The sequence below is a fragment of the Paenibacillus sp. NFR01 genome (genome assembly GCF_900111565.1).
In the GTDB taxonomy this organism is placed as follows: domain Bacteria; phylum Bacillota; class Bacilli; order Paenibacillales; family Paenibacillaceae; genus Paenibacillus_AQ.
Genome location: NZ_FOIK01000001.1, coordinates 2,205,518 through 2,224,013, shown reverse-complemented (window position 1 = coordinate 2,224,013; position 18,496 = coordinate 2,205,518). Strand labels below are relative to the sequence as shown.

The 18,496-nt window shown below is 57.4% G+C and carries 14 protein-coding genes; all 14 read left to right on the top strand.

Going from position 1 to position 18,496, the window contains the following annotated elements; all coding sequences use genetic code 11:
* The first annotated feature begins 51 nt into the window (after nucleotides 1–51).
* The 14 genes from rsmH (at nucleotide 52) to ftsZ (ending at nucleotide 18,474) form a co-directional block, all read left to right on the top strand.
* Nucleotides 52–1,005 carry a 16S rRNA (cytosine(1402)-N(4))-methyltransferase RsmH gene (rsmH, locus tag BMW84_RS10290; protein WP_091067390.1) on the top strand — a complete coding sequence of 318 codons (954 nt, stop codon included), beginning with the start codon at nucleotides 52–54 and terminating at the stop codon, nucleotides 1,003–1,005.
* A 25-nt stretch (nucleotides 1,006–1,030) separates the two neighbouring features.
* Nucleotides 1,031–1,417 (top strand): hypothetical protein, encoded by a 387-nt coding sequence (locus BMW84_RS10285; protein WP_091067388.1) that lies wholly within the window; start codon nucleotides 1,031–1,033, stop codon nucleotides 1,415–1,417.
* A 141-nt stretch (nucleotides 1,418–1,558) separates the two neighbouring features.
* Nucleotides 1,559–3,688, top strand: a complete 2,130-nt coding sequence (locus BMW84_RS10280) for a penicillin-binding transpeptidase domain-containing protein (protein WP_254772915.1) — start codon at nucleotides 1,559–1,561, stop codon at nucleotides 3,686–3,688.
* A gap of 96 nt (nucleotides 3,689–3,784) precedes the next feature.
* Complete coding sequence (locus tag BMW84_RS10275) at nucleotides 3,785–5,710, top strand: stage V sporulation protein D (RefSeq protein ID WP_091067383.1); 1,926 nt, start codon at nucleotides 3,785–3,787, stop codon at nucleotides 5,708–5,710.
* A gap of 51 nt (nucleotides 5,711–5,761) precedes the next feature.
* On the top strand, nucleotides 5,762–7,249 hold the full coding sequence (locus BMW84_RS10270) for a UDP-N-acetylmuramoyl-L-alanyl-D-glutamate--2,6-diaminopimelate ligase (RefSeq protein WP_091067380.1): 1,488 nt from the start codon (nucleotides 5,762–5,764) through the stop codon (nucleotides 7,247–7,249).
* Complete coding sequence (gene murF / locus BMW84_RS10265) at nucleotides 7,246–8,655, top strand: UDP-N-acetylmuramoyl-tripeptide--D-alanyl-D-alanine ligase (RefSeq protein ID WP_091067377.1); 1,410 nt, start codon at nucleotides 7,246–7,248, stop codon at nucleotides 8,653–8,655. The genes BMW84_RS10270 and murF overlap by 4 nt, the downstream gene beginning before the upstream one ends.
* Before the next feature lie 16 nt (nucleotides 8,656–8,671).
* On the top strand, nucleotides 8,672–9,637 hold the full coding sequence (gene mraY, locus BMW84_RS10260) for a phospho-N-acetylmuramoyl-pentapeptide-transferase (protein WP_091067374.1): 966 nt from the start codon (nucleotides 8,672–8,674) through the stop codon (nucleotides 9,635–9,637).
* 2 nt (nucleotides 9,638–9,639) lie between these two features.
* Nucleotides 9,640–11,058, top strand: coding sequence for a UDP-N-acetylmuramoyl-L-alanine--D-glutamate ligase (gene murD, locus BMW84_RS10255; protein WP_091067372.1), 1,419 nt, complete (start codon nucleotides 9,640–9,642; stop codon nucleotides 11,056–11,058).
* A gap of 49 nt (nucleotides 11,059–11,107) precedes the next feature.
* Entirely contained in the window at nucleotides 11,108–12,205 is a 1,098-nt protein-coding gene (spoVE, locus tag BMW84_RS10250; protein WP_091067369.1) for a stage V sporulation protein E, read from the top strand.
* A gap of 6 nt (nucleotides 12,206–12,211) precedes the next feature.
* Nucleotides 12,212–13,327, top strand: a complete 1,116-nt coding sequence (gene murG / locus BMW84_RS10245; RefSeq protein ID WP_091067366.1) for an undecaprenyldiphospho-muramoylpentapeptide beta-N-acetylglucosaminyltransferase — start codon at nucleotides 12,212–12,214, stop codon at nucleotides 13,325–13,327.
* Nucleotides 13,328–13,611: 284 nt separating this feature from the next.
* Nucleotides 13,612–14,895: a UDP-N-acetylglucosamine 1-carboxyvinyltransferase gene (gene murA / locus BMW84_RS10240; RefSeq protein ID WP_091067364.1), complete on the top strand. Its 1,284-nt coding sequence runs from the start codon at nucleotides 13,612–13,614 to the stop codon at nucleotides 14,893–14,895.
* 61 nt (nucleotides 14,896–14,956) lie between these two features.
* On the top strand, nucleotides 14,957–15,709 hold the full coding sequence (locus BMW84_RS10235) for a cell division protein FtsQ/DivIB (protein ID WP_091067362.1): 753 nt from the start codon (nucleotides 14,957–14,959) through the stop codon (nucleotides 15,707–15,709).
* Between the two features lie 323 nt (nucleotides 15,710–16,032).
* Complete coding sequence (ftsA, locus tag BMW84_RS10230) at nucleotides 16,033–17,295, top strand: cell division protein FtsA (protein ID WP_091067359.1); 1,263 nt, start codon at nucleotides 16,033–16,035, stop codon at nucleotides 17,293–17,295.
* A gap of 63 nt (nucleotides 17,296–17,358) precedes the next feature.
* The gene (gene ftsZ, locus BMW84_RS10225; RefSeq protein WP_091067356.1) at nucleotides 17,359–18,474 is read left to right on the top strand and encodes a cell division protein FtsZ; all 1,116 of its coding nucleotides are present in this window, start codon (nucleotides 17,359–17,361) and stop codon (nucleotides 18,472–18,474) included.
* Nucleotides 18,475–18,496: the final 22 nt, after the last annotated feature.

Below are 18,496 nucleotides of genomic sequence, written 5' to 3'. Positions count from 1 at the left end.
ACATACACTACACTCACATTCATTCGATTACTGCCCTGGAGGGATGCAGCTTTGTTTCATCACATCACGGTGCTTAAGGAAGAAGCGACAGAAGGGCTGCATGTCCGGAAAGACGGGATTTACGTCGACTGTACGCTTGGCGGAGCCGGGCACAGCTCGCTTATTGCTTCCAAGCTGGGCGAGCAAGGCCGGCTGATCTGTCTCGACCAGGATGACTGGGCGCTGGACAATGCGAAAGCGAAACTGGCGGAGTACGGAGAGCGCGTCGTGCTCGTAAAGACCAATTTCCGCGATCTTCAGCAGGTGCTGACGGATCTTCCGTTTGTGCCTAAGAAGGACGGGATCCCTCAAGTTGACGGCATTCTGTTCGATCTCGGCGTATCTTCGCCCCAATTTGACGAAGGCGAGCGGGGGTTCAGCTACAACCACGATGCGCCGCTCGACATGCGGATGGATCAGTCGGCGGAGCTGACGGCGTCCGAAATCATCAATACTTGGCCGGAGCAGGAGATTGCCCGGATTCTTTTCCAGTATGGAGAGGAAAAGTTCTCGCGGCGCATTGCGCGGCGTATCGTCGAAGCCCGGCAGGAACGCAAGGTGGAGACAACCGGCGAGCTGGCCGAGCTGATCAAGGAAGGCATACCAGCGGCGGCGCGGCGCACGGGGGGACATCCCGCCAAGCGCAGCTTTCAGGCGCTGCGGATTGCCGTCAACGATGAGCTGGGCGCGTTCGAGGAAGGCCTGCACAGCGCGGTGCGCTGCCTGGCACCTGGAGGAAGGGCTTCGGTCATTACGTTCCATTCGCTGGAGGACAGGATTTGCAAACAAATTTTCAGCGGTTATCTCAGCCGGTGTACCTGTCCGCCGGATCTGCCGTTCTGCGTCTGCGGCGCCGAGGGCACGCTCAAGCTGGTGAACCGTAAACCCATCGTGGCATCAGAAGAAGAACTGGCGCTGAATCCGCGCGCTCGCTCCGCGAAGCTGCGCGTCGCCGAGAAATTGTAAAAATGATGACAAAGGAGAGTCAAAGATGGCCTATACCCGCGGCAACCTAGCTACACAACCCAGAAGAAAACAGGAAGCGGCACCGCTATACCGTGAGAAGACCAAGGTCGTTACCCGGCGGAAGGTGCTTCCGGTTCAGGAGAAATTGCTATATATGCTGACGGTGGCCGTTTTTGCTCTCATGGCTGCCCTGCTGGTCTGGCGTTACGTCCATATCTACGATCTGAATATGAAGGCCCAATCGATCGACCAGAACATTGCCGAAACGAAGAAGCAGATTGCCACATTTGAAATGAAAAAGCAGGTCCTGGAGCAGACAGTTGTTCAGCGCGCCAAGGAAATGGGCTATCAGGAGGCGAATGCCGACGATACCATTCATATCAGCGGACAGTCCTCCGATGGAGACAATTAACGGGCGGTTTTCGGGAAACCGCAATATATACGTTTGTGGGGTTTGCTTATGGTGAAGAGAATAAAACTTCGCACGCTGTTTATAGGAGGGTGTATTACCCTCTTTTTTCTTGTTTTAGTCGGAAGGGTGTTCTGGATCCAGGTGCTTCAAAACGACTTCTGGCACGGGAAGGCGGTAGCTCAGTGGGCGCATTCCTCGGAAATCAAAGCGGTCAGGGGCACGATTGAGGACCGAAACGGCAATGTGCTGGCCAGCGATGTTCCGGCTTACACCGTCGTAGTCGATCCTGAAGTCATCGCCAAGCAGAAGATCGGCGACGAGGTGATTGCCGGATTGCATGAGCTGCTGGGCAAGCCGGAGGACGAGCTCCGCAAGCTGGTGGAAGCCAAAGACGAGAACGGCGAATACCTCAAAAACCGCGAAATCCGCAACGAAGGCTGGAAGATCGACGAAGAACTGAAAAACAAGGTCGACCAGTTTATCCAGAAGCTCCGCAAGGAGCATGACATTCTGGAAACCGGCGTTGGACTTGTGCGGGAACAGAAACGTTATTATCCGAAAGAAACGCTGGCGGCGCATATTCTCGGGTATACCGACCGCGACGGTAATGCCGTCATGGGGCTGGAACAATATTTCGACAAGGTCTTGAAGGGCACGAACGGCAAACTCTACTACCAGAGCGACGGCAAGGGCGTCAAGCTGCCCGATTCGCAGGATATTTACCAGCCCGCCGTGAACGGCAGCGACATCAAGCTGACCATCGACAGCACCATTCAATATTATATTGAAGATGCCATTGCCAAGGCCTATGCGGAATATAAACCGAAATCGATCAGCGTCATTGCCGCAGACCCGAAGACGATGGAGATTCTGGGCATGGCCAACATGCCGACGTTTAACCCGAACGAATACTGGAATACGGATCAGGCCAACTTCTATAATCATGCGATCAAGTCCAGATACGAGCCGGGCTCGACATTCAAAATCGTCACACTGGCCGGCGCGGTGGAAGAGAAGCTATTCAAACCGGAGGACAAATTCCAGTCGGGCCAGATCCGGATTAAAGGATACAGCAGGCCGCTGCATGACATCAACACGGTCGGCTGGGGGCAGATTTCCTTCCTGGACGGCGTCAAGCGCTCGAGTAACGTAGCTTTCGTAAAACTGGGCTACGAGATGCTCGGCCAGGACCGGCTGCTTCAGTACATCAACGATTTCGGGTTCAACGGCAAAACCGGCATTGATCTGCCCGGCGAGACGAGCGGGATCGTTAACCCGAACCCGAGCATCGCGGCCGAGAACGCTACACTGGCCTATGGTCACGGCAAGGTGCTCGTAACACCGATCCAGCAGCTTACGGCGGTAGCGGCAATCGCCAACGGCGGCAAGCTGATGGTTCCCCATGTGGTCAAGGAGATCACCGATCCGAATACCGGAAAGACGACCGTCACGAAGCCCGAGGTGGTTCGTCAGGTGATTTCGGAAGCGAGTGCCAAGGAAACCGGCAGCTATCTCGAACAGGTCGTCTCTGACCAGGTCATCGGTACCGGACGGCATGCGTACATCGAAGGGTACCGGGTCGCGGGCAAAACCGGCACGGCCATCAAGGTTGTCGGTAAAGGCTATGACCGGGATATCGTGTTGTCTTCGTTTATCGGCTATGCGCCGGTGAACGATCCGAAGATCGCGATGATCGTTATCGTGGACGAACCGCAGGGCGGGGAAGGCGGCGGCGCGGTGGCGGCGCCGATCTTCAAGGAGATCGCGTCCCAGGCGCTGCAATATATGGGAGTGCCAAAGGTGACGGACGATCCGAAAACCGCCGGCAGCAAAGCCAAGCAAACATCAACGGCGGCTGCGCTGCGCAAAGCGCCGGATTTGACCGGCAAAACCGTGCAGGAAGCGCGGAAACTGTTGCTTGACCAAGGCTTTGATTTTGAAGTGGTCGGGCAGGGAGCGAACGTCGTCCGGCAGTATCCGGAGAAAAATACATCGCTGGCTTCGGGACAACGCATCTATGTCATCAGCGAGGAAAGCAACAATCCGGCGATTCCGGATCTGCGCGGCCAATCGCTGCGCGATGCGCTGGAGATGCTCAGCCTGCTCAAGGTGAACGTAACCGTGGAAGGCGAAGGGTACGTAACCGGGCAATCGGAAGGAACCAAAAACGGCAAGCCGCTGGTCACCCTGCAGCTCAGCCCGCTTAATCCGTACGGCGAGGACATACCGGTTCCGCCGCCGGATGAGGAAGCGGAGGACGCTGCTCCATAGCGCTCCGGGTCAGAGGCTTGTTCTAAGCCCTGTTTGTCCCGAATAGTCATGAAGATAAGAGATCATGCCTATACAGGGAAAGCGGGGAGACGGAAAATGAAGGTTTCGAAGGTTGCCACCCGGCGCAGAATGCTGTGGACGCTGGTCGGACTAGCCGTATTGTTCGGCTCGCTGGCCGTGCGTCTTGCCTATGTGCAGCTGTCTCAGGGTGAAAAGCTCAGCGCCAAAGCAGAAAACTCCTGGCGCCGCAATATACCGATAACCGCCAAACGCGGAGAAATACTGGACCGAGAAGGAGTGCCGCTCGCCTACAACATCAGCTCTCCTACCATCTATGCCGTTCCGGTACAGGTGAAGGATAAGATGAAGACGGCGCAGACGCTGGCTCCGCTCCTCGGGATGAGCGAGGTAAAGCTGTCGGCTTTACTGTCCAAAAGAGAGTCCTCGGTGAAGCTACAGCCCGGCGGCCGCAAAATTACGATGGAGCTTGCCGCGAGCATCCGTGATTTGCAGCTTCCGGGCATCGTTGTGGCAGAGGACAATAAACGGTTCTATCCCTATGGCGACCTGGCGGCCCATATTCTGGGCTTCACCGGGATCGATAACCAGGGCATCACCGGAGTCGAGAGCATTTACGATAAGTTGCTGCTGGGCATCAACGGCAATACCTCCTATCTCTCCGATGCGGGCGGACGGCTGATGCCGGGCTCCTCGGAGAAGTACAGCCCCTCCCAGGACGGGATGAGCCTGGAGCTGACCATCGACAAGCAGATCCAATCCATCATGGAACGCGAGCTGGATCAGGCGATGGTGAAATATCAGGCCGACGGTGCCTGGGCGATTGCGATGAATCCGAAAAACGGGGAAATCCTGGCTATGGCCAGCCGTCCGGGCTACGAGCCGGGGGCCTACAAGGAATATGATCCGAATGTGTATAACCGCAATCTGCCCATCTGGATGACGTACGAGCCCGGTTCAACCTTTAAGATCATCACGCTGGCGGCGGCGCTGGAAGAGAACAAGGTCAACTTGCAGAACGAACGTTTCTACGATCCCGGTTATATCGAGGTCGGCGGGGCCAAGCTGCGCTGCTGGAAAAAAGGCGGGCATGGCAGCGAAACGTTCCTGGAAGTGGTCGAAAATTCCTGTAACCCGGGATTTGTCGTCCTGGGACAGCGGCTCGGCAAAGAAACGCTCTTCAAGTATATCCGCGATTTCGGCTTCGGCACCAAAACCGGCATCGACCTCAACGGAGAATCCAGCGGGATTCTGTTCAAGCTTTCGCAGGTTGGACCGGTGGAGCTGGCGACCACAGCTTTCGGGCAGGGCGTGTCTGTGACGCCGATCCAGCAGATCACCGCGGTGTCCGCTGCGATAAACGGAGGATATTTATATAAGCCCCATGTCGCCAAAGCGTGGATCAATCCGGATACCAAGGAAGTCGTCTCCGAGGTGCAGCCGGAGCTGGTGCGCCGGGTGATCTCCGAGGAGACCTCCAAGGAAGTGCGGGCCGCCCTTGAGAGCGTAGTTGCCAAAGGCACGGGCCGCCCGGCGTTTATCGACGGGTACCGCGTCGGGGGTAAGACGGGGACGGCACAAAAAGTGGTGAATGGCCGTTATTCAACGACGGAGCATATCGTTTCGTTTATCGGCTTTGCGCCCGCCGACGATCCGCAGATCGTCGTATATACGGCGGTGGACAATCCGAGCGGCACCCAGTTCGGGGGCGTGGTCGCCGCGCCGATTGTGCAAAATATACTGGAGGATTCTCTGCATTACATGAAGGTGCCGGAGCGGAAAGATCAGCTTCCAAAGACCTACAAATACGGCGAAACGCCGATTGTTACCGTTCCGAATCTGATTGGCGCCACCGTGCAGGACATTTATGAGGATCTGAACATGAACTTTAACCTGGCCCGTTCGGGAACCGGCAATACGGTCATTAACCAGGCGCCGAAGGCCGGCGCGCGGGTGGAACAAGGTTCGACCATACGGATTTATATGGGATCGACGGGTGAATAATGAGGTATATGGAGCGGTTTGATATCCGAAAATGTAGAGTGAGGGATGGTTATGAAAGTTAGTGAATTAAGCGCCTGTCTGGCAACCGCCCGGGTGTACGGGGACGGAGAGACCGAAATTTCCGGCCTGCAGATCGACTCGCGCAAAGTCAAGGCCGGGGACATCTTCATCTGTTTGCCGGGTCATACGGTCGACGGGCATGATTATGCCTCGCAGGCGGCCGCGAGCGGGGCGGCCGCGCTGGTCTGCGAACGGCGGCTTGACGTGGAGCTGCCGCAGATCGTCGTGGACGACAGCCGTTATGCTATGGCGGTCATGTCCAACGCTTTCTTCGGCTTTCCGAGCAGCAAGATGAAGATGATCGGCGTGACCGGCACGAACGGGAAAACGACAACCACCTATTTGATCGAACGGATCATGGAAGACCACGGCATCAAGACCGGCTTGATCGGTACGATCCAGATGCGCTACGACGGCCAGGATTATCCGATGTCCGGCACGACGCAGGAATCGCTGGAGCTGCAGCGCTCGCTGCATGATATGACCCAGAAGGGCGTGCAGTGCTGCGTGATGGAAGTGTCCTCGCATGCCCTGGTACAGGGCCGGGTGAAGGGGACCGATTACCGGACCGCGATTTTTACCAATTTGACTCAGGACCATCTGGATTATCACCATACGATGGAAGAGTATCGGGCCGCAAAGGCGCTTTTCTTCTCCCGGCTGGGCAACGTGACTTCGCCTTGGAAGGAAGAACGCAAGTATGCCGTGCTGAACGCGGACGATGAGGCCGGCGAATACTTTGCCGCGCAAACTGCAGCCGAGGTCATTACATATGGAATCGACAAGCCGGCGAATGTCCGGGCATCGCAAATCTCCATTACGGCAAAAGGAACATTTTTCCATGTGGAGACGTTTAAAGGGGAGACCGATATCTCGCTGAAAATGGTCGGCAAATTCAATGTCTACAATGCCCTTGCCGCATTGACCGCCGCGCTGCTGGAGGATGTGCCGCTTGCAGAGATCAAAGCCAGCCTTGAGGCGGTGGAAGGCGTCGCCGGCCGGGTGGAATCGGTGGACGCAGGACAGGATTTTGCGGTGATCGTGGACTATGCCCATACGCCGGACGGCCTGGAAAACGTACTGCGGGCCGTGACGGAATTCGCCACCGGCAAAGTGTTGACCGTGTTCGGCTGCGGCGGAGACCGCGACCGGACGAAACGCCCGCTGATGGGCAAGATCGCCGCCAAATACAGCGACAGCGTGATCGTCACCTCCGACAATCCGCGGACGGAAGATCCGCTGCTGATCCTGAAGGATATCGAAGCGGGACTGGTGGAAGACGGCGTGGACCCGGCACGGTACGAAATGATTCCGGACCGGCGTGATGCGATCCGCAAAGCGGTTGAAATGGCAAGCCCTGCCGATGTAGTATTGATTGCGGGGAAGGGGCATGAAACCTACCAGCTGATCGGCGGAAAGGTATTTGATTTCGATGACCGTCTGGTCGCCAAAGAAGTGATAAGGGGCCGAAGCCAGTGATAACAAGAACATTGTCCGAAATCGCCGCCATGTGCGGAGGAGAGCTTTCTCCGGCGGCTGATCTTCATACCCGAATATCCGGAGTCGTGACCGATTCCCGCAAAATAACCGCGGACTGCCTGTTTGTCCCGCTGGCCGGCGAACGCTTCGACGGCCACGACTATGGGGCGGCAGCGCTGCAGCAGGGCGCTGCGGCCACGTTGTGGCAGCGCGGCAGGGACGGCGCGCCGGAAGGCGCCGTGCTGATGGTCGACGATACGCTGGCTGCGCTCCAGCGCCTGGCATCGGCATACCTGGCCCGGCTGGCGCCGCATGTGGTGGCCGTGACGGGCAGCAACGGCAAGACCACTACGAAGGACATGATTACGGCCGTCCTTGAGAAGTCCTACAAAGTGCATAAAACGCAAGGCAACTTCAATAACCATATCGGCCTGCCGCTGACTCTTCTCTCGATGCGGGAAGATACGCAGATCGCCGTGCTGGAGATGGGCATGAGCTCGCGCGGCGAAATTGCCCTCCTGGCCCGGCTGGCGCCGCCTGACGTGGCAGTCATCACGAATATCGGAGAATCCCATCTGCTGCAGCTCGGCTCGCGCAAAGAGATCGCGCGCGCCAAGCTGGAGATCGCCGAAGGTTTGAAGCCCGGCGGCCTGCTGATCTACAACGGCGATGAACCGCTCCTCGCGGAAGTGATGGGCGAGCCGTCGTTCCGGGCGCCGGAAGGCATGCGAACCTTCCGGTTCGGCCATGCCGAAGGCAACGACGATTATCCGACCGGCCTGATGAACCATGACGGCGGCATGACGTTTACGTCATACCGGCACGCGGAGCAGGCGTTCTCGCTGCCTCTTCCGGGGAGCCATAACGTTATTAACGCTCTGGCTGCGCTGGCGGTTGCCGCTCATTTCAGCGTTGGGGATGAAGAAATCGCCGAAGGGCTCCGGGGGCTGAAGCTGACCGGCATGCGGATCGAAGTCATCACGACCGCTTCCGGCCTGACGCTTCTGAACGATGCCTACAATGCCAGTCCCACTTCGATGAAGGCGGCAATCGATGTTCTGCAGGCCGGCAAAAATGCCGGCGCACGAATCGCCGTGCTGGGGGACATGCTGGAACTCGGGCCGGACGAAGTGCGGTTCCACCAGGAGATCGGCCGTTATCTCGACCCCGCGCGGGTCGACGCGGTATATACGTACGGGCCGCTGGCGGCTTCCATCGCCGGAACGGCTGCCGAAAGGTTCGGTCCGGAACGCGTGTTTGCTTTTACCGATAAAGAAGCGCTGGCCGCCGAACTCAAAGCGCGCTGCGGCGCTAAAGATATGATTTTGTTCAAGGCTTCCCGGGGCATGCGCCTCGAGGAAGTGCTGCATCGTCTGGACGATGCGTCCCCGGCGGGACAACATTGACGGAGGGGGTGTACCCATGGATTATCAACTATTGCTACTGACAGCCGCCGTTTCCTTTATCCTTGCGGTCATTGCCGCTCCTTTGTTCATTCCGCTGCTGCGCCGACTGAAATTCGGCCAGCAGGTGCGCGACGACGGACCGCAAAGCCATCTCAAAAAGGCGGGAACGCCGACGATGGGCGGGATCATCATTATGATCGCCTTCACCTTGTCGTTCCTGAAATTTTCCGTGGTGGATTCGAACTTTTACGTGCTGCTTGTCTCTACTCTGGGCTACGGCCTGATCGGTTTTCTCGACGATTACATCAAAATCGTCTTCAAGCGTTCCCTCGGGCTGACGCCCCGCCAGAAGCTGCTCGGGCAACTCGTTGTGGGAGCTGCGCTGTGCGCCATCCTGATCCACGCCGGCCATGATACCGGAATCAGCATTCCCGGAACGGGCGCCGACTTCGACTGGGGGCCATGGTTCTACTATCCGTTCATTATTCTGATGATGATGGCAGTCACGAACGCCGTGAATTTCACCGACGGCGTGGACGGACTTTTGTCCGGCGTCAGTGCGGTCGCGCTGGCCGCCTTTGCAGTAGTGGCGATGCAGGCGACTTCGATTGCAGCCGGCGTCAGTGCGGCGGCGATGATCGGAGCAGTGCTCGGCTTCCTTGTATTCAATGCCCATCCGGCGAAAGTGTTTATGGGCGACTTCGGGTCCTTCGGCATCGGCGGCGTTATCGGGGCGATCGCCATCGTCACCAAAACGGAGCTGCTGTTCGTCGTCATCGGAGGCGTATTTGTCATCGAAATGCTGTCGGTCATCCTGCAGGTTGCTTCGTTCAAAAGCCGCGGCAAGCGGATTTTCCGCATGAGCCCGATCCATCACCATTTTGAGCTGGGGGGCTGGTCGGAATGGCGCGTCGTCACTTCATTCTGGTTGGTCGGCGTGGTGCTTGCGGCCATCGGACTATATCTTAGCAAGGGGTTGTAGCAATGAGACATCCGGATTCGTACCGTGGGGAAGAAGTTGTCGTCCTGGGGCTGGCCAAAAGCGGCGTCCAGGTCGCCAAGGTGCTGCATGAGCATGGCGCCATAGTGACGGTCAACGATAAAAAAGAAAGAGATCAGAGTCCCGAAGCTTCCGAATTGGAGGCTTTGGGCATTTCTGTTATTTGCGGGGGACACCCGGACGGACTGATTCATGAAGGCGTTCGCCTTGTGGTCAAAAATCCGGGCATCCCTTATTTTGCGCCGCCGGTGGCGCGCGCGCTTGAACTGGGCATCGAAGTGGTGACCGAAGTGGAGGTTGCCTACAGGCTGACCTCGGCACCCATCATCGGCATCACCGGCTCTAACGGTAAAACAACTACGACGACCTGGGTCGGCCGCATGCTGGAGGCGGCGGGCATGAATCCGATCGTCGCCGGCAACATCGGTACGCCGCTTTGCCAGGCGGCGCAGGAGGCCTCGGACGGCAATTGGCTGGTCGTCGAACTGAGCAGCTTCCAGCTCAAGGGGACGCAAGAGTTCCGGCCGAAGGTCGGGGCAATGCTGAATCTGGCGGAAACGCATCTCGACTACCATGGCGACATGCAGGATTATATCGACTCCAAAGCGAAACTGTTCGCCAATCAGGGACCGGGCGATACCGCGGTGCTGAACTGGGATGATCCGGTCTGCCGCGAGCTGGTGCCTTATGTGAAGGCGGGCATTTTGCCGTTCTCCATGACCGAGGAGCTGGTGCAGGGCATCTTCGTGCGTCCTTCCTATGTCCCGGATGTGGAGGATGGACTGAAACGGCAGATCATCTACCGCGATTACAGCGAAAGCGAGACGGTCATCGCGGACGTAGACTCCATTGTGCTGCCCGGCCGCTTCAATGTCGAGAACGCGCTGGCCGCTTGCGGCATCGCGATCGCCGCTGGCGCGGACCCGGCAGTGCTGGCCGGAGTATTGGCAACCTTCCGCGGCGTCGAGCACCGGCTTGAATATGTCGCTGACAAGGCCGGAGCTGCCTATTACAACAACTCCAAAGCTACCAATTCGAAGGCGACGGCGATGGCGCTGGGCTCGTTCCGCCAGCCGGTGGTGCTGATCGCCGGCGGACTGGACCGCGGCTCCGATTACATGGAGCTGCTGCCTGTCCTCGGCGGCGTGAAGGCTATGGTGGCGCTGGGGCAGACGAAGGACAAGCTGGCGCATGTGGCGCAGTTGGCGGGTGTAAAGACCATTTCCCTGGTCGATACTGGGGATAGCGCCGCCGCCGTCCTGGAGGCCGCCGTACGCGAAGCTTCCGCGCTGGCGGAAGCCGGAGATATCGTACTGCTGTCGCCGGCCTGCGCCAGCTGGGATATGTTCACATCCTATGAGGAGCGCGGGCGTATTTTTAAAGAGGCGGTGCATAACCTTTAAGTAGGGGGGTGGATAAGCCCCTACTACGGATGCAAGAGGTGTGCTCCAGATGAACAAAACCCGTCATGCGCCCGATATATGGCTGCTGATCCCGATTCTGGCCCTGCTCGCGATCGGCATGGTAATGGTGTACAGCGCCGGGTCTGTTTTGGGCTTCCGCAATTATGGTGATTCGTTTTATTTTGTGAAGCGGCAGCTGCTGTTTGCCGGACTTGGCCTTGGCGCGATGTTTGTCACGGCAAATACCGATTATCTGCTGCTGAAAAAGCTGGCCCGGCCGGCGCTGATCGTTTGCTTTTTTCTGCTCATCATCGTCCTGATTCCCGGCATCGGGGTCGTGCGCGGAGGCGCGCGGAGCTGGCTCGGCATCAGCTCGTTCGGTATCCAGCCTTCCGAATTCATGAAGATGGGGATGATTCTGTTTCTCGCCAAATGGCTGGGACAGGACGACTACGACATCTCCACCTTTACGCGCGGGCTGCTGCCCCCGCTGGCGCTGATCGGCTCGGCTTTTGCACTCATTATGCTCCAGCCCGATCTCGGCACCGGCACCGTGATGTTCGGTGCGGCGCTGATGATGATCTTCACCGCCGGCGCGCGGATGAAGCATCTTATGTCGCTCGGCGCCCTCGGCGTCGCCGGCTTTGCCGGCCTGATCGCCGCGGCGCCTTACCGGCTTCAGCGGATTACGGCATTTCTCGATCCGTGGTCCGATCCGCTCGGCAAAGGCTATCAGATCATCCAATCGCTGTACGCCATCGGGCCGGGCGGCCTGGGCGGCCTCGGGCTGGGCATGAGCCGGCAGAAATACAGCTATGTGCCGGAGCCGCAGACCGACTTTATTTTTTCTATATTGGCCGAGGAACTCGGATTTATCGGGGGACTGATCGTGCTGATCCTGTTCTTGATCCTGATCTGGCGGGGCATGAGGGTGGCGATGAGTCTTCCCGACCGGTTCGGAAGTTATCTTGCCGTCGGCATCGTGTGCATGGTGGCCGTGCAGGTCATCATCAATATCGGCGTGGTCATCGGCATGATGCCCGTTACGGGCATTACGCTGCCGCTGATCAGCTATGGCGGCTCGTCGCTGACCCTGATGCTTACGGCGCTCGGCATATTACTGAATTTATCCCGTCACGCGAGGTGATCGTTTATGCGTATCGTACTTAGCGGTGGCGGCACAGGAGGGCATATTTATCCCGCCGTTGCCGTCGCCAGACAGCTGGAAGCGGAAGCGGAAGGCTCGGCATTTTTATATATCGGAGGCAAACGCGGCCTGGAGAGCAAGCTGGTCCCGCAGGAGAATCTCCCCTTTAAATCTATCGACATTACCGGCTTCCGGCGCAAGCTGTCCATGGACAACGTGAAGACCGTGCTGCGCTTTCTGAAGGGCGTGCGGGCTTCCAAGGCAATGCTGAAGGAATTCAAACCCGACGTCGTCATCGGCACCGGAGGCTACGTGTGCGGGCCGGTGGTGTACGCCGCCTCACGCCTGGGCATCCCGACCCTCATTCATGAGCAGAACGCGATTCCGGGGCTGACGAACCGCTTCTTAAGCCGGTATGCCGATACGGTTGCCGTCAGCTTTGAAGGCACGGAGTCGGCCTTCCCGGGCAGCAAACGGGTAATCTATACCGGCAATCCCCGGGCAACGACGGTCATGACCGCCTCCCCGCAGCGCGGCTACGCTTCGCTGGGCATTCCGGACGGCAGCACGGTCGTGCTGGTCGTCGGCGGCAGCGGAGGCGCGCGGGCGATCAATCAGGCGATGATTGAAATGGCCGCCGCCGTCGGCCGGGACAATAAGGCGCACTACGTGTACGTTACCGGCGAAGCCTATTACGAGGACACGCGTAAGGCGCTCGTCGCCAAGCTCGGCCACCTGCCGAGCTGGCTGCATATTTTGCCGTATATCCACAATATGCCGGAGGTGCTGGCCTGCACGTCGCTGATCGTCAACCGCGCCGGCGCTTCTTTTCTTGCCGAGATTACGGCGCTGGGCATTCCCTCCGTCCTGATTCCGTCTCCGAACGTGACGAACAATCACCAGGAAGCGAATGCAAGGCAGCTGGAGGCGGAAGGCGCAGCGGTCGTGGTGCTGGAGAAGGATCTCAGCGGCCAGAGCCTGCACGCGGCGGTGCAGCGGATCATTACCGACGAAGCGCTCCGTGCGGGGATGTCGGAGGCGTCACGCCGCCTCGGCAAACGCGACTCCGCGGCAATCGTCGTCGATGAGCTGCGCCGGCTGGCAGCAGCAGGGAAGGGGTAATCCGCCTTCCCTACTTACGGTTGTAAGCGGCGGATGGCCCAGCCTTTTTTTCACTATTCCGAGGGTTGACCGTGCCGTTACCCTCCTCATCCGCCCTTCTTGCCGTCCATTGTCACACACCCGGGGTCATGAACATAGGATATTCCTATAATCGTGACAATCACCCAAATGGCGCCGCGTTCGGCCCGTGAGCTGCGAAAGCGGGAGGCTCTCCCGCACATTTCACGGATTTCCTTCACCGAAGGCGCCTGTGGTGGGTGAGCGGTAATCTCGGAGGTGATACATTGGACAAATTGGTGATTGAGGGCGGCACTCCCCTGTCCGGCACCATTCGTATCCATGGAGCAAAAAACGCGGCCCTGCCGATTATGGCGGCAAGCCTGCTGGCCGAAGGAGTTCACTCACTGCATAATGTGCCGAAGCTGCTGGACATCGAGACGATGCTGAACATCCTGGAGAGACTGGGCTGCCGGGGAACCCATGAGAACGAAACCGTGACCATCGATACATCGATGCTTGCCACATCCCATGTTCCCGAGGATTTGATGCGCCAGATGCGCTCCTCGATTTTTCTGATGGGGCCGCTGCTTGCAAGATTCGGCGAAGTCACGATCTATCAGCCCGGAGGCTGTGCGATCGGCGAACGAAAGATAGACCTTCATTTGGAGGGTCTAAAGCTGCTGGGCACCGAAATCGAAGAGAATAACGGATGCATCCACTGCCGGGCCGCCAAGCTTACCGGAGCGGACATCCATTTGGACTATCCCAGCGTCGGCGCAACGGAGAACATCATGATGGCGGCGGCGATGGCGGAGGGCACGACGACGATTTCGGGAGCGGCGCGCGAGCCGGAAATCCAGGATTTGCAGAATTATCTGAACCAGATGGGCGCAGAGATCATGGGGGCGGGAACGGATACGATTACGATCCGCGGCGTCCGCAAGCTGACGGCCTGCACGTATGAAGTGATCCCTGACCGCATCGTGGCCGGAACGGTGATGATCGCGGCGGCGGCAACCCGGGGCAGCGTCACGCTGACCCATACAAATGCGACCCACCTGAATTCGCTGATTCACGTGCTGCGCCGCGCCGGTGTTCAAATCACCGTATGCAATGATATAATTAATGTCAGCTGCATGGGCCGTCCGCGTGCCGTGGAACGGATCGTCACTTCGCCGTATCCTTCGTTTCCCACTGACCTGCAGTCCCAGGTGATGGTGCTTCTTGCGCTGGCCGACGGGTTCAGCGTAATCAAAGAAACGGTCTTTGAAGGACGCTTCAAGCATGTGGAGGAAATGGCCCGGATGGGGGCGGACATTTCCACGGATTTGAACCGGGCGTTTATCCGCGGCGTTCAGCGTTTGTACGGAGCCACGGTAGAAGCGACCGATTTGAGAGCCGGCGCGGCCCTGGTGATTGCCGGACTTGCCGCGCAAGGGACGACGGTGGTGGAGCAGGCGCATCACATCGACCGCGGTTACGATGGAATCGAAAAGCTGTTTCAGAAGCTGGGTGCGCGAATCAGCCGCAAAGTGCCGGTGCCGGGCCCGCTTGATTTAGCCAACTAATGCACCCTGTCTCCTTCGTTAACAGCGGCGGGAGACAGGGCTTAATTTACGGAGATAACGCATGCCAAAAACTCGAGTGCCTTCCTTAAAAGAGGACAAGCCTGTCAAAAAAATGAGCCGCAAAATTACCGCAATCCTGGTGCTGCTGTTTGCAGCGCTGCTGGCGGTGATCTTTTTCCGTTCGTCGATCAGCCGGATAACCGACATTCAGATTCAAGGGGAGAAATATTCCACCCGCGAAGAAGTGCTGGATGCAAGCGGGATCAGAGTCGGCGGGCAATTCTTCGCCGTTTCCGAGAACGGAGTAGAGGCCGCGCTGAAAAAGCTGAACACGGTTGAAGAAGCGTCGGTCCAGAAAAAGTTTCCCGGCCACGTCACCATCACGGTGCAGGAATTTCCGGCGGTTGCCTATGAACTGGATAACGGCGGAGCGCTGAAAGCCATATTGTCCAGCGGGGCGGCCGTCGATGTTGGCGATTCCGGCATAGCCGTGGAGAAGCCGATTCTCACGAACTGGAAGGCGGACGATCCGAACAAGGTCAAGCTCTGCAAGGCGCTCGCGGAAATACCGGGAGAACTGACGGGGGATATCTCGGAGATCGTCCCGTCGCCGACGCTTTCTTTTCCAGACCGCATCAAGCTGTATACCCGGTCGCATTTCGAAGTCATTACTGCGGTTTCGCTGCTGAAGGACAAAGTGGAATACCTTAATCAAATCATCGAAACGGAGCAGCCTGGATTGATCAAGATGCTGGAAGCGGACTCCTATGTTCCCTTTCCGACAGATACAGAAAACGATAATAAAGAAGAATAGAAGAGTAATTAGTCCCTACTAATAGGAACTGAAAAATGCTACAATCGGATTTACGGGCATTGAGCTGTATCCCTCTTTTTTCTTCGAATTTTTGCGATGAAGTTATGAAATGGATGTATTTTCTCATGTGCCAGTGATTCCAGCTGCGGGTGCGCGTTTGCCCGAATAGGCCTTTTGTACGTCTTTTAACTGCAATATTATTCCATTCAAAAAATTTGTAGAAAAAAGAGGGAAAAGATTAGGGATGTTGAATATGTACAGAGACGTTTCCCCGGAACGGGAATCAAATTCTATTACAATATTTACGGGAGGTGCCATAGGGCTTGGGCAACAATGACATCATTGTTAGTTTGGACATCGGTACATCCAAAGTTCGGGCAATCATTGGGGAAGTTACCAATGGAACCTTCAATATTATTGGCGTTGGTTCTGCCGATTCGGAAGGCATGCGCAAAGGTGCGATCGTCGATATCGACCAGACTGTGCAATCGATCAAAAGCGCCGTGGAGCATGCGGAGCAGATGGTCGGTATTCAAATATCCGAAGTTTACGTCGGGATTTCCGGCAATCATATCGCCTTGCAGTCCAGTCATGGCGTTGTGGCTGTGCAGAATGAAGACCGTGAAATCGGTGAAGACGACATTGACCGCGTGATCAAGGCTGCGGAGGTTATTGCGCTGCCCCCTGAACGGGAAGTCATCGATGTTGTCGCCAAACAATTTATAGTGGACGGCCTGGAAGGCATTCAAGACCCGCGCGGAATGATCGGCGTTCGTCTGGAAGTGGACGCGACGATTATTACAGGGGCGAAGACGCCGATACATAATCTGCTTCGCTGTGTGGAAAAGTCGGGCCTGAAGGTGAAGGATCTGGTGCTGATGTCGCTCGGAGCCGGCGGACTTGCGCTATCCAAGGATGAGAAATCCATGGGCGCTGTGCTGGTGGACATCGGAGCAGGTTCGTCTACGATTTCGGTATACGAAGAAGGTTCCTTGCGTGCAACCTCTACGATTCCCGTCGGCGGAGAATTCGTAACCAATGACATCGCCTACGGTTTGCGTACGCTTACCGACCAGGCGGAGAAGGTAAAGCTGAAGTACGGCTGCGCCTGGATTGACGACGCGGCATCCGACGTCGCATTCAAAGTGCTGCGCATCGGAAGCAACGTGGAGAAAGAATTTAACCAGGAAGATATCGCGGCGATTATCGAACCGCGGGTCCTGGAAATATTCCATTTGATCCGTCAGGAAGTGAAACGGCTTGGTTATAGCGAGCTTCCCGGTGGTTATATACTAACGGGCGGGACTGTCTCCATGCCGGGCGTGCTAAGGGCGGCCCAGGCTGAGCTTGCCGCATCGGTCCGTATTGCTGTGCCTGATTATATCGGCGTTCGCGATCCTGGATTTACCGGGGGCGTGGGCATTCTGCATCATGTGGTCCGCCGCCACCGTACCCGGGGCAACAGCACGGGCAGCAACAAGAAGGCAGCCAGCCGGAGCAAGCCAAGCCCTGCACCGCAGCAGGATGCAGCGGCCAAGCCAGGCATTATGGAGCGGCTCAAAAATATGTTTAGCGAGTTCATATAAGAGGAAGTCCAGATATACTTGGACCGGCCATCCAAGCACTATTCTAGGGGGAGATGGAACAATATGTTGGAGTTTGATTTTGAAATGGAGAGCTTGGCGCAGATTAAGGTCATCGGCGTCGGCGGCGGCGGAAGCAATGCCGTCAACCGGATGATTGAAAATGGCGTTCAGGGTGTTGAATTCATCACGGTTAATACGGATGCCCAAGCGCTGCATATGGCCAAATCCGAGCATAAACTGCAGATCGGGGACAAGCTTACCCGCGGACTTGGCGCCGGAGCCAATCCGGAGGTCGGCAAGAAAGCAGCGGAAGAATCCCGCGATCTGATCTCGAATACGCTTAAAGGTGCCGACATGGTATTTGTTACGGCGGGAATGGGCGGCGGCACCGGTACCGGCGCTGCTCCGGTTATCGCTGAAATTGCCAGAGAATGCGGAGCGCTCACGGTAGGCGTTGTGACCCGCCCGTTTACTTTTGAAGGCAGAAAGCGCTCCAACCAGGCCGATCTCGGCATTGAAGCGCTCAAAGAAAAGGTCGATACGCTAATCGTCATTCCGAATGACCGGCTGCTTGAGATCGTCGACAAAAAGACGCCGATGCTGGAAGCCTTCCGCGAAGCGGACAACGTTCTCCGTCAGGCGGTACAGGGCATCTCCGATTTGATCGCCGTACCTGGCTTGATCAACCTTGACTTTGCCGACGTGAAGACGATCATGACCGAGCGCGGCTCCGCGCTTATGGGCATCGGCATCGCGACTGGCGAGAACCGCGCTTCCGAAGCTGCGCGCAAGGCGATTATGAGCCCGCTGCTCGAAACGTCGATCGAAGGGGCGCGCGGCGTAATCATGAACATTACCGGCGGCTCGAACCTCTCGCTGTATGAGGTCAACGAAGCCGCAGAGATCGTAACTTCCGCCTCCGATCCGGAGGTTAACATGATTTTCGGTGCAATCATTGAGGAAAGCATGAAGGACGAAATCAAGGTAACTGTCATCGCCACCGGCTTTGAGAACAAGATTTCTCCGGCTGCTGCGCAAACCCGCCGCCCGGCCACCAGCAATAGCGAACCGGCGCCGGACAAGAATGCCAATCTCCGGCCGTTCGGAAACCAGCCTTCCTCGGATCAGCTGGACATTCCGACCTTCCTGCGCAACCGTACGCGCGGTAACAACGATTAATACTCTTTCAAAGAGTAAATAT

Coding starts and splice junctions, on each gene's coding strand:
- BMW84_RS10285 (WP_091067388.1), top strand. CDS start 1,031: ATGGCCTATACCCGCGGCAACCTAGCTACACAACCCAGAAGAAAACAG.
- BMW84_RS10275 (WP_091067383.1), top strand. CDS start 3,785: ATGAAGGTTTCGAAGGTTGCCACCCGGCGCAGAATGCTGTGGACGCTG.
- BMW84_RS10270 (WP_091067380.1), top strand. CDS start 5,762: ATGAAAGTTAGTGAATTAAGCGCCTGTCTGGCAACCGCCCGGGTGTAC.
- mraY (WP_091067374.1), top strand. CDS start 8,672: ATGGATTATCAACTATTGCTACTGACAGCCGCCGTTTCCTTTATCCTT.
- murD (WP_091067372.1), top strand. CDS start 9,640: ATGAGACATCCGGATTCGTACCGTGGGGAAGAAGTTGTCGTCCTGGGG.
- spoVE (WP_091067369.1), top strand. CDS start 11,108: ATGAACAAAACCCGTCATGCGCCCGATATATGGCTGCTGATCCCGATT.
- murG (WP_091067366.1), top strand. CDS start 12,212: ATGCGTATCGTACTTAGCGGTGGCGGCACAGGAGGGCATATTTATCCC.
- BMW84_RS10235 (WP_091067362.1), top strand. CDS start 14,957: ATGCCAAAAACTCGAGTGCCTTCCTTAAAAGAGGACAAGCCTGTCAAA.
- ftsZ (WP_091067356.1), top strand. CDS start 17,359: ATGTTGGAGTTTGATTTTGAAATGGAGAGCTTGGCGCAGATTAAGGTC.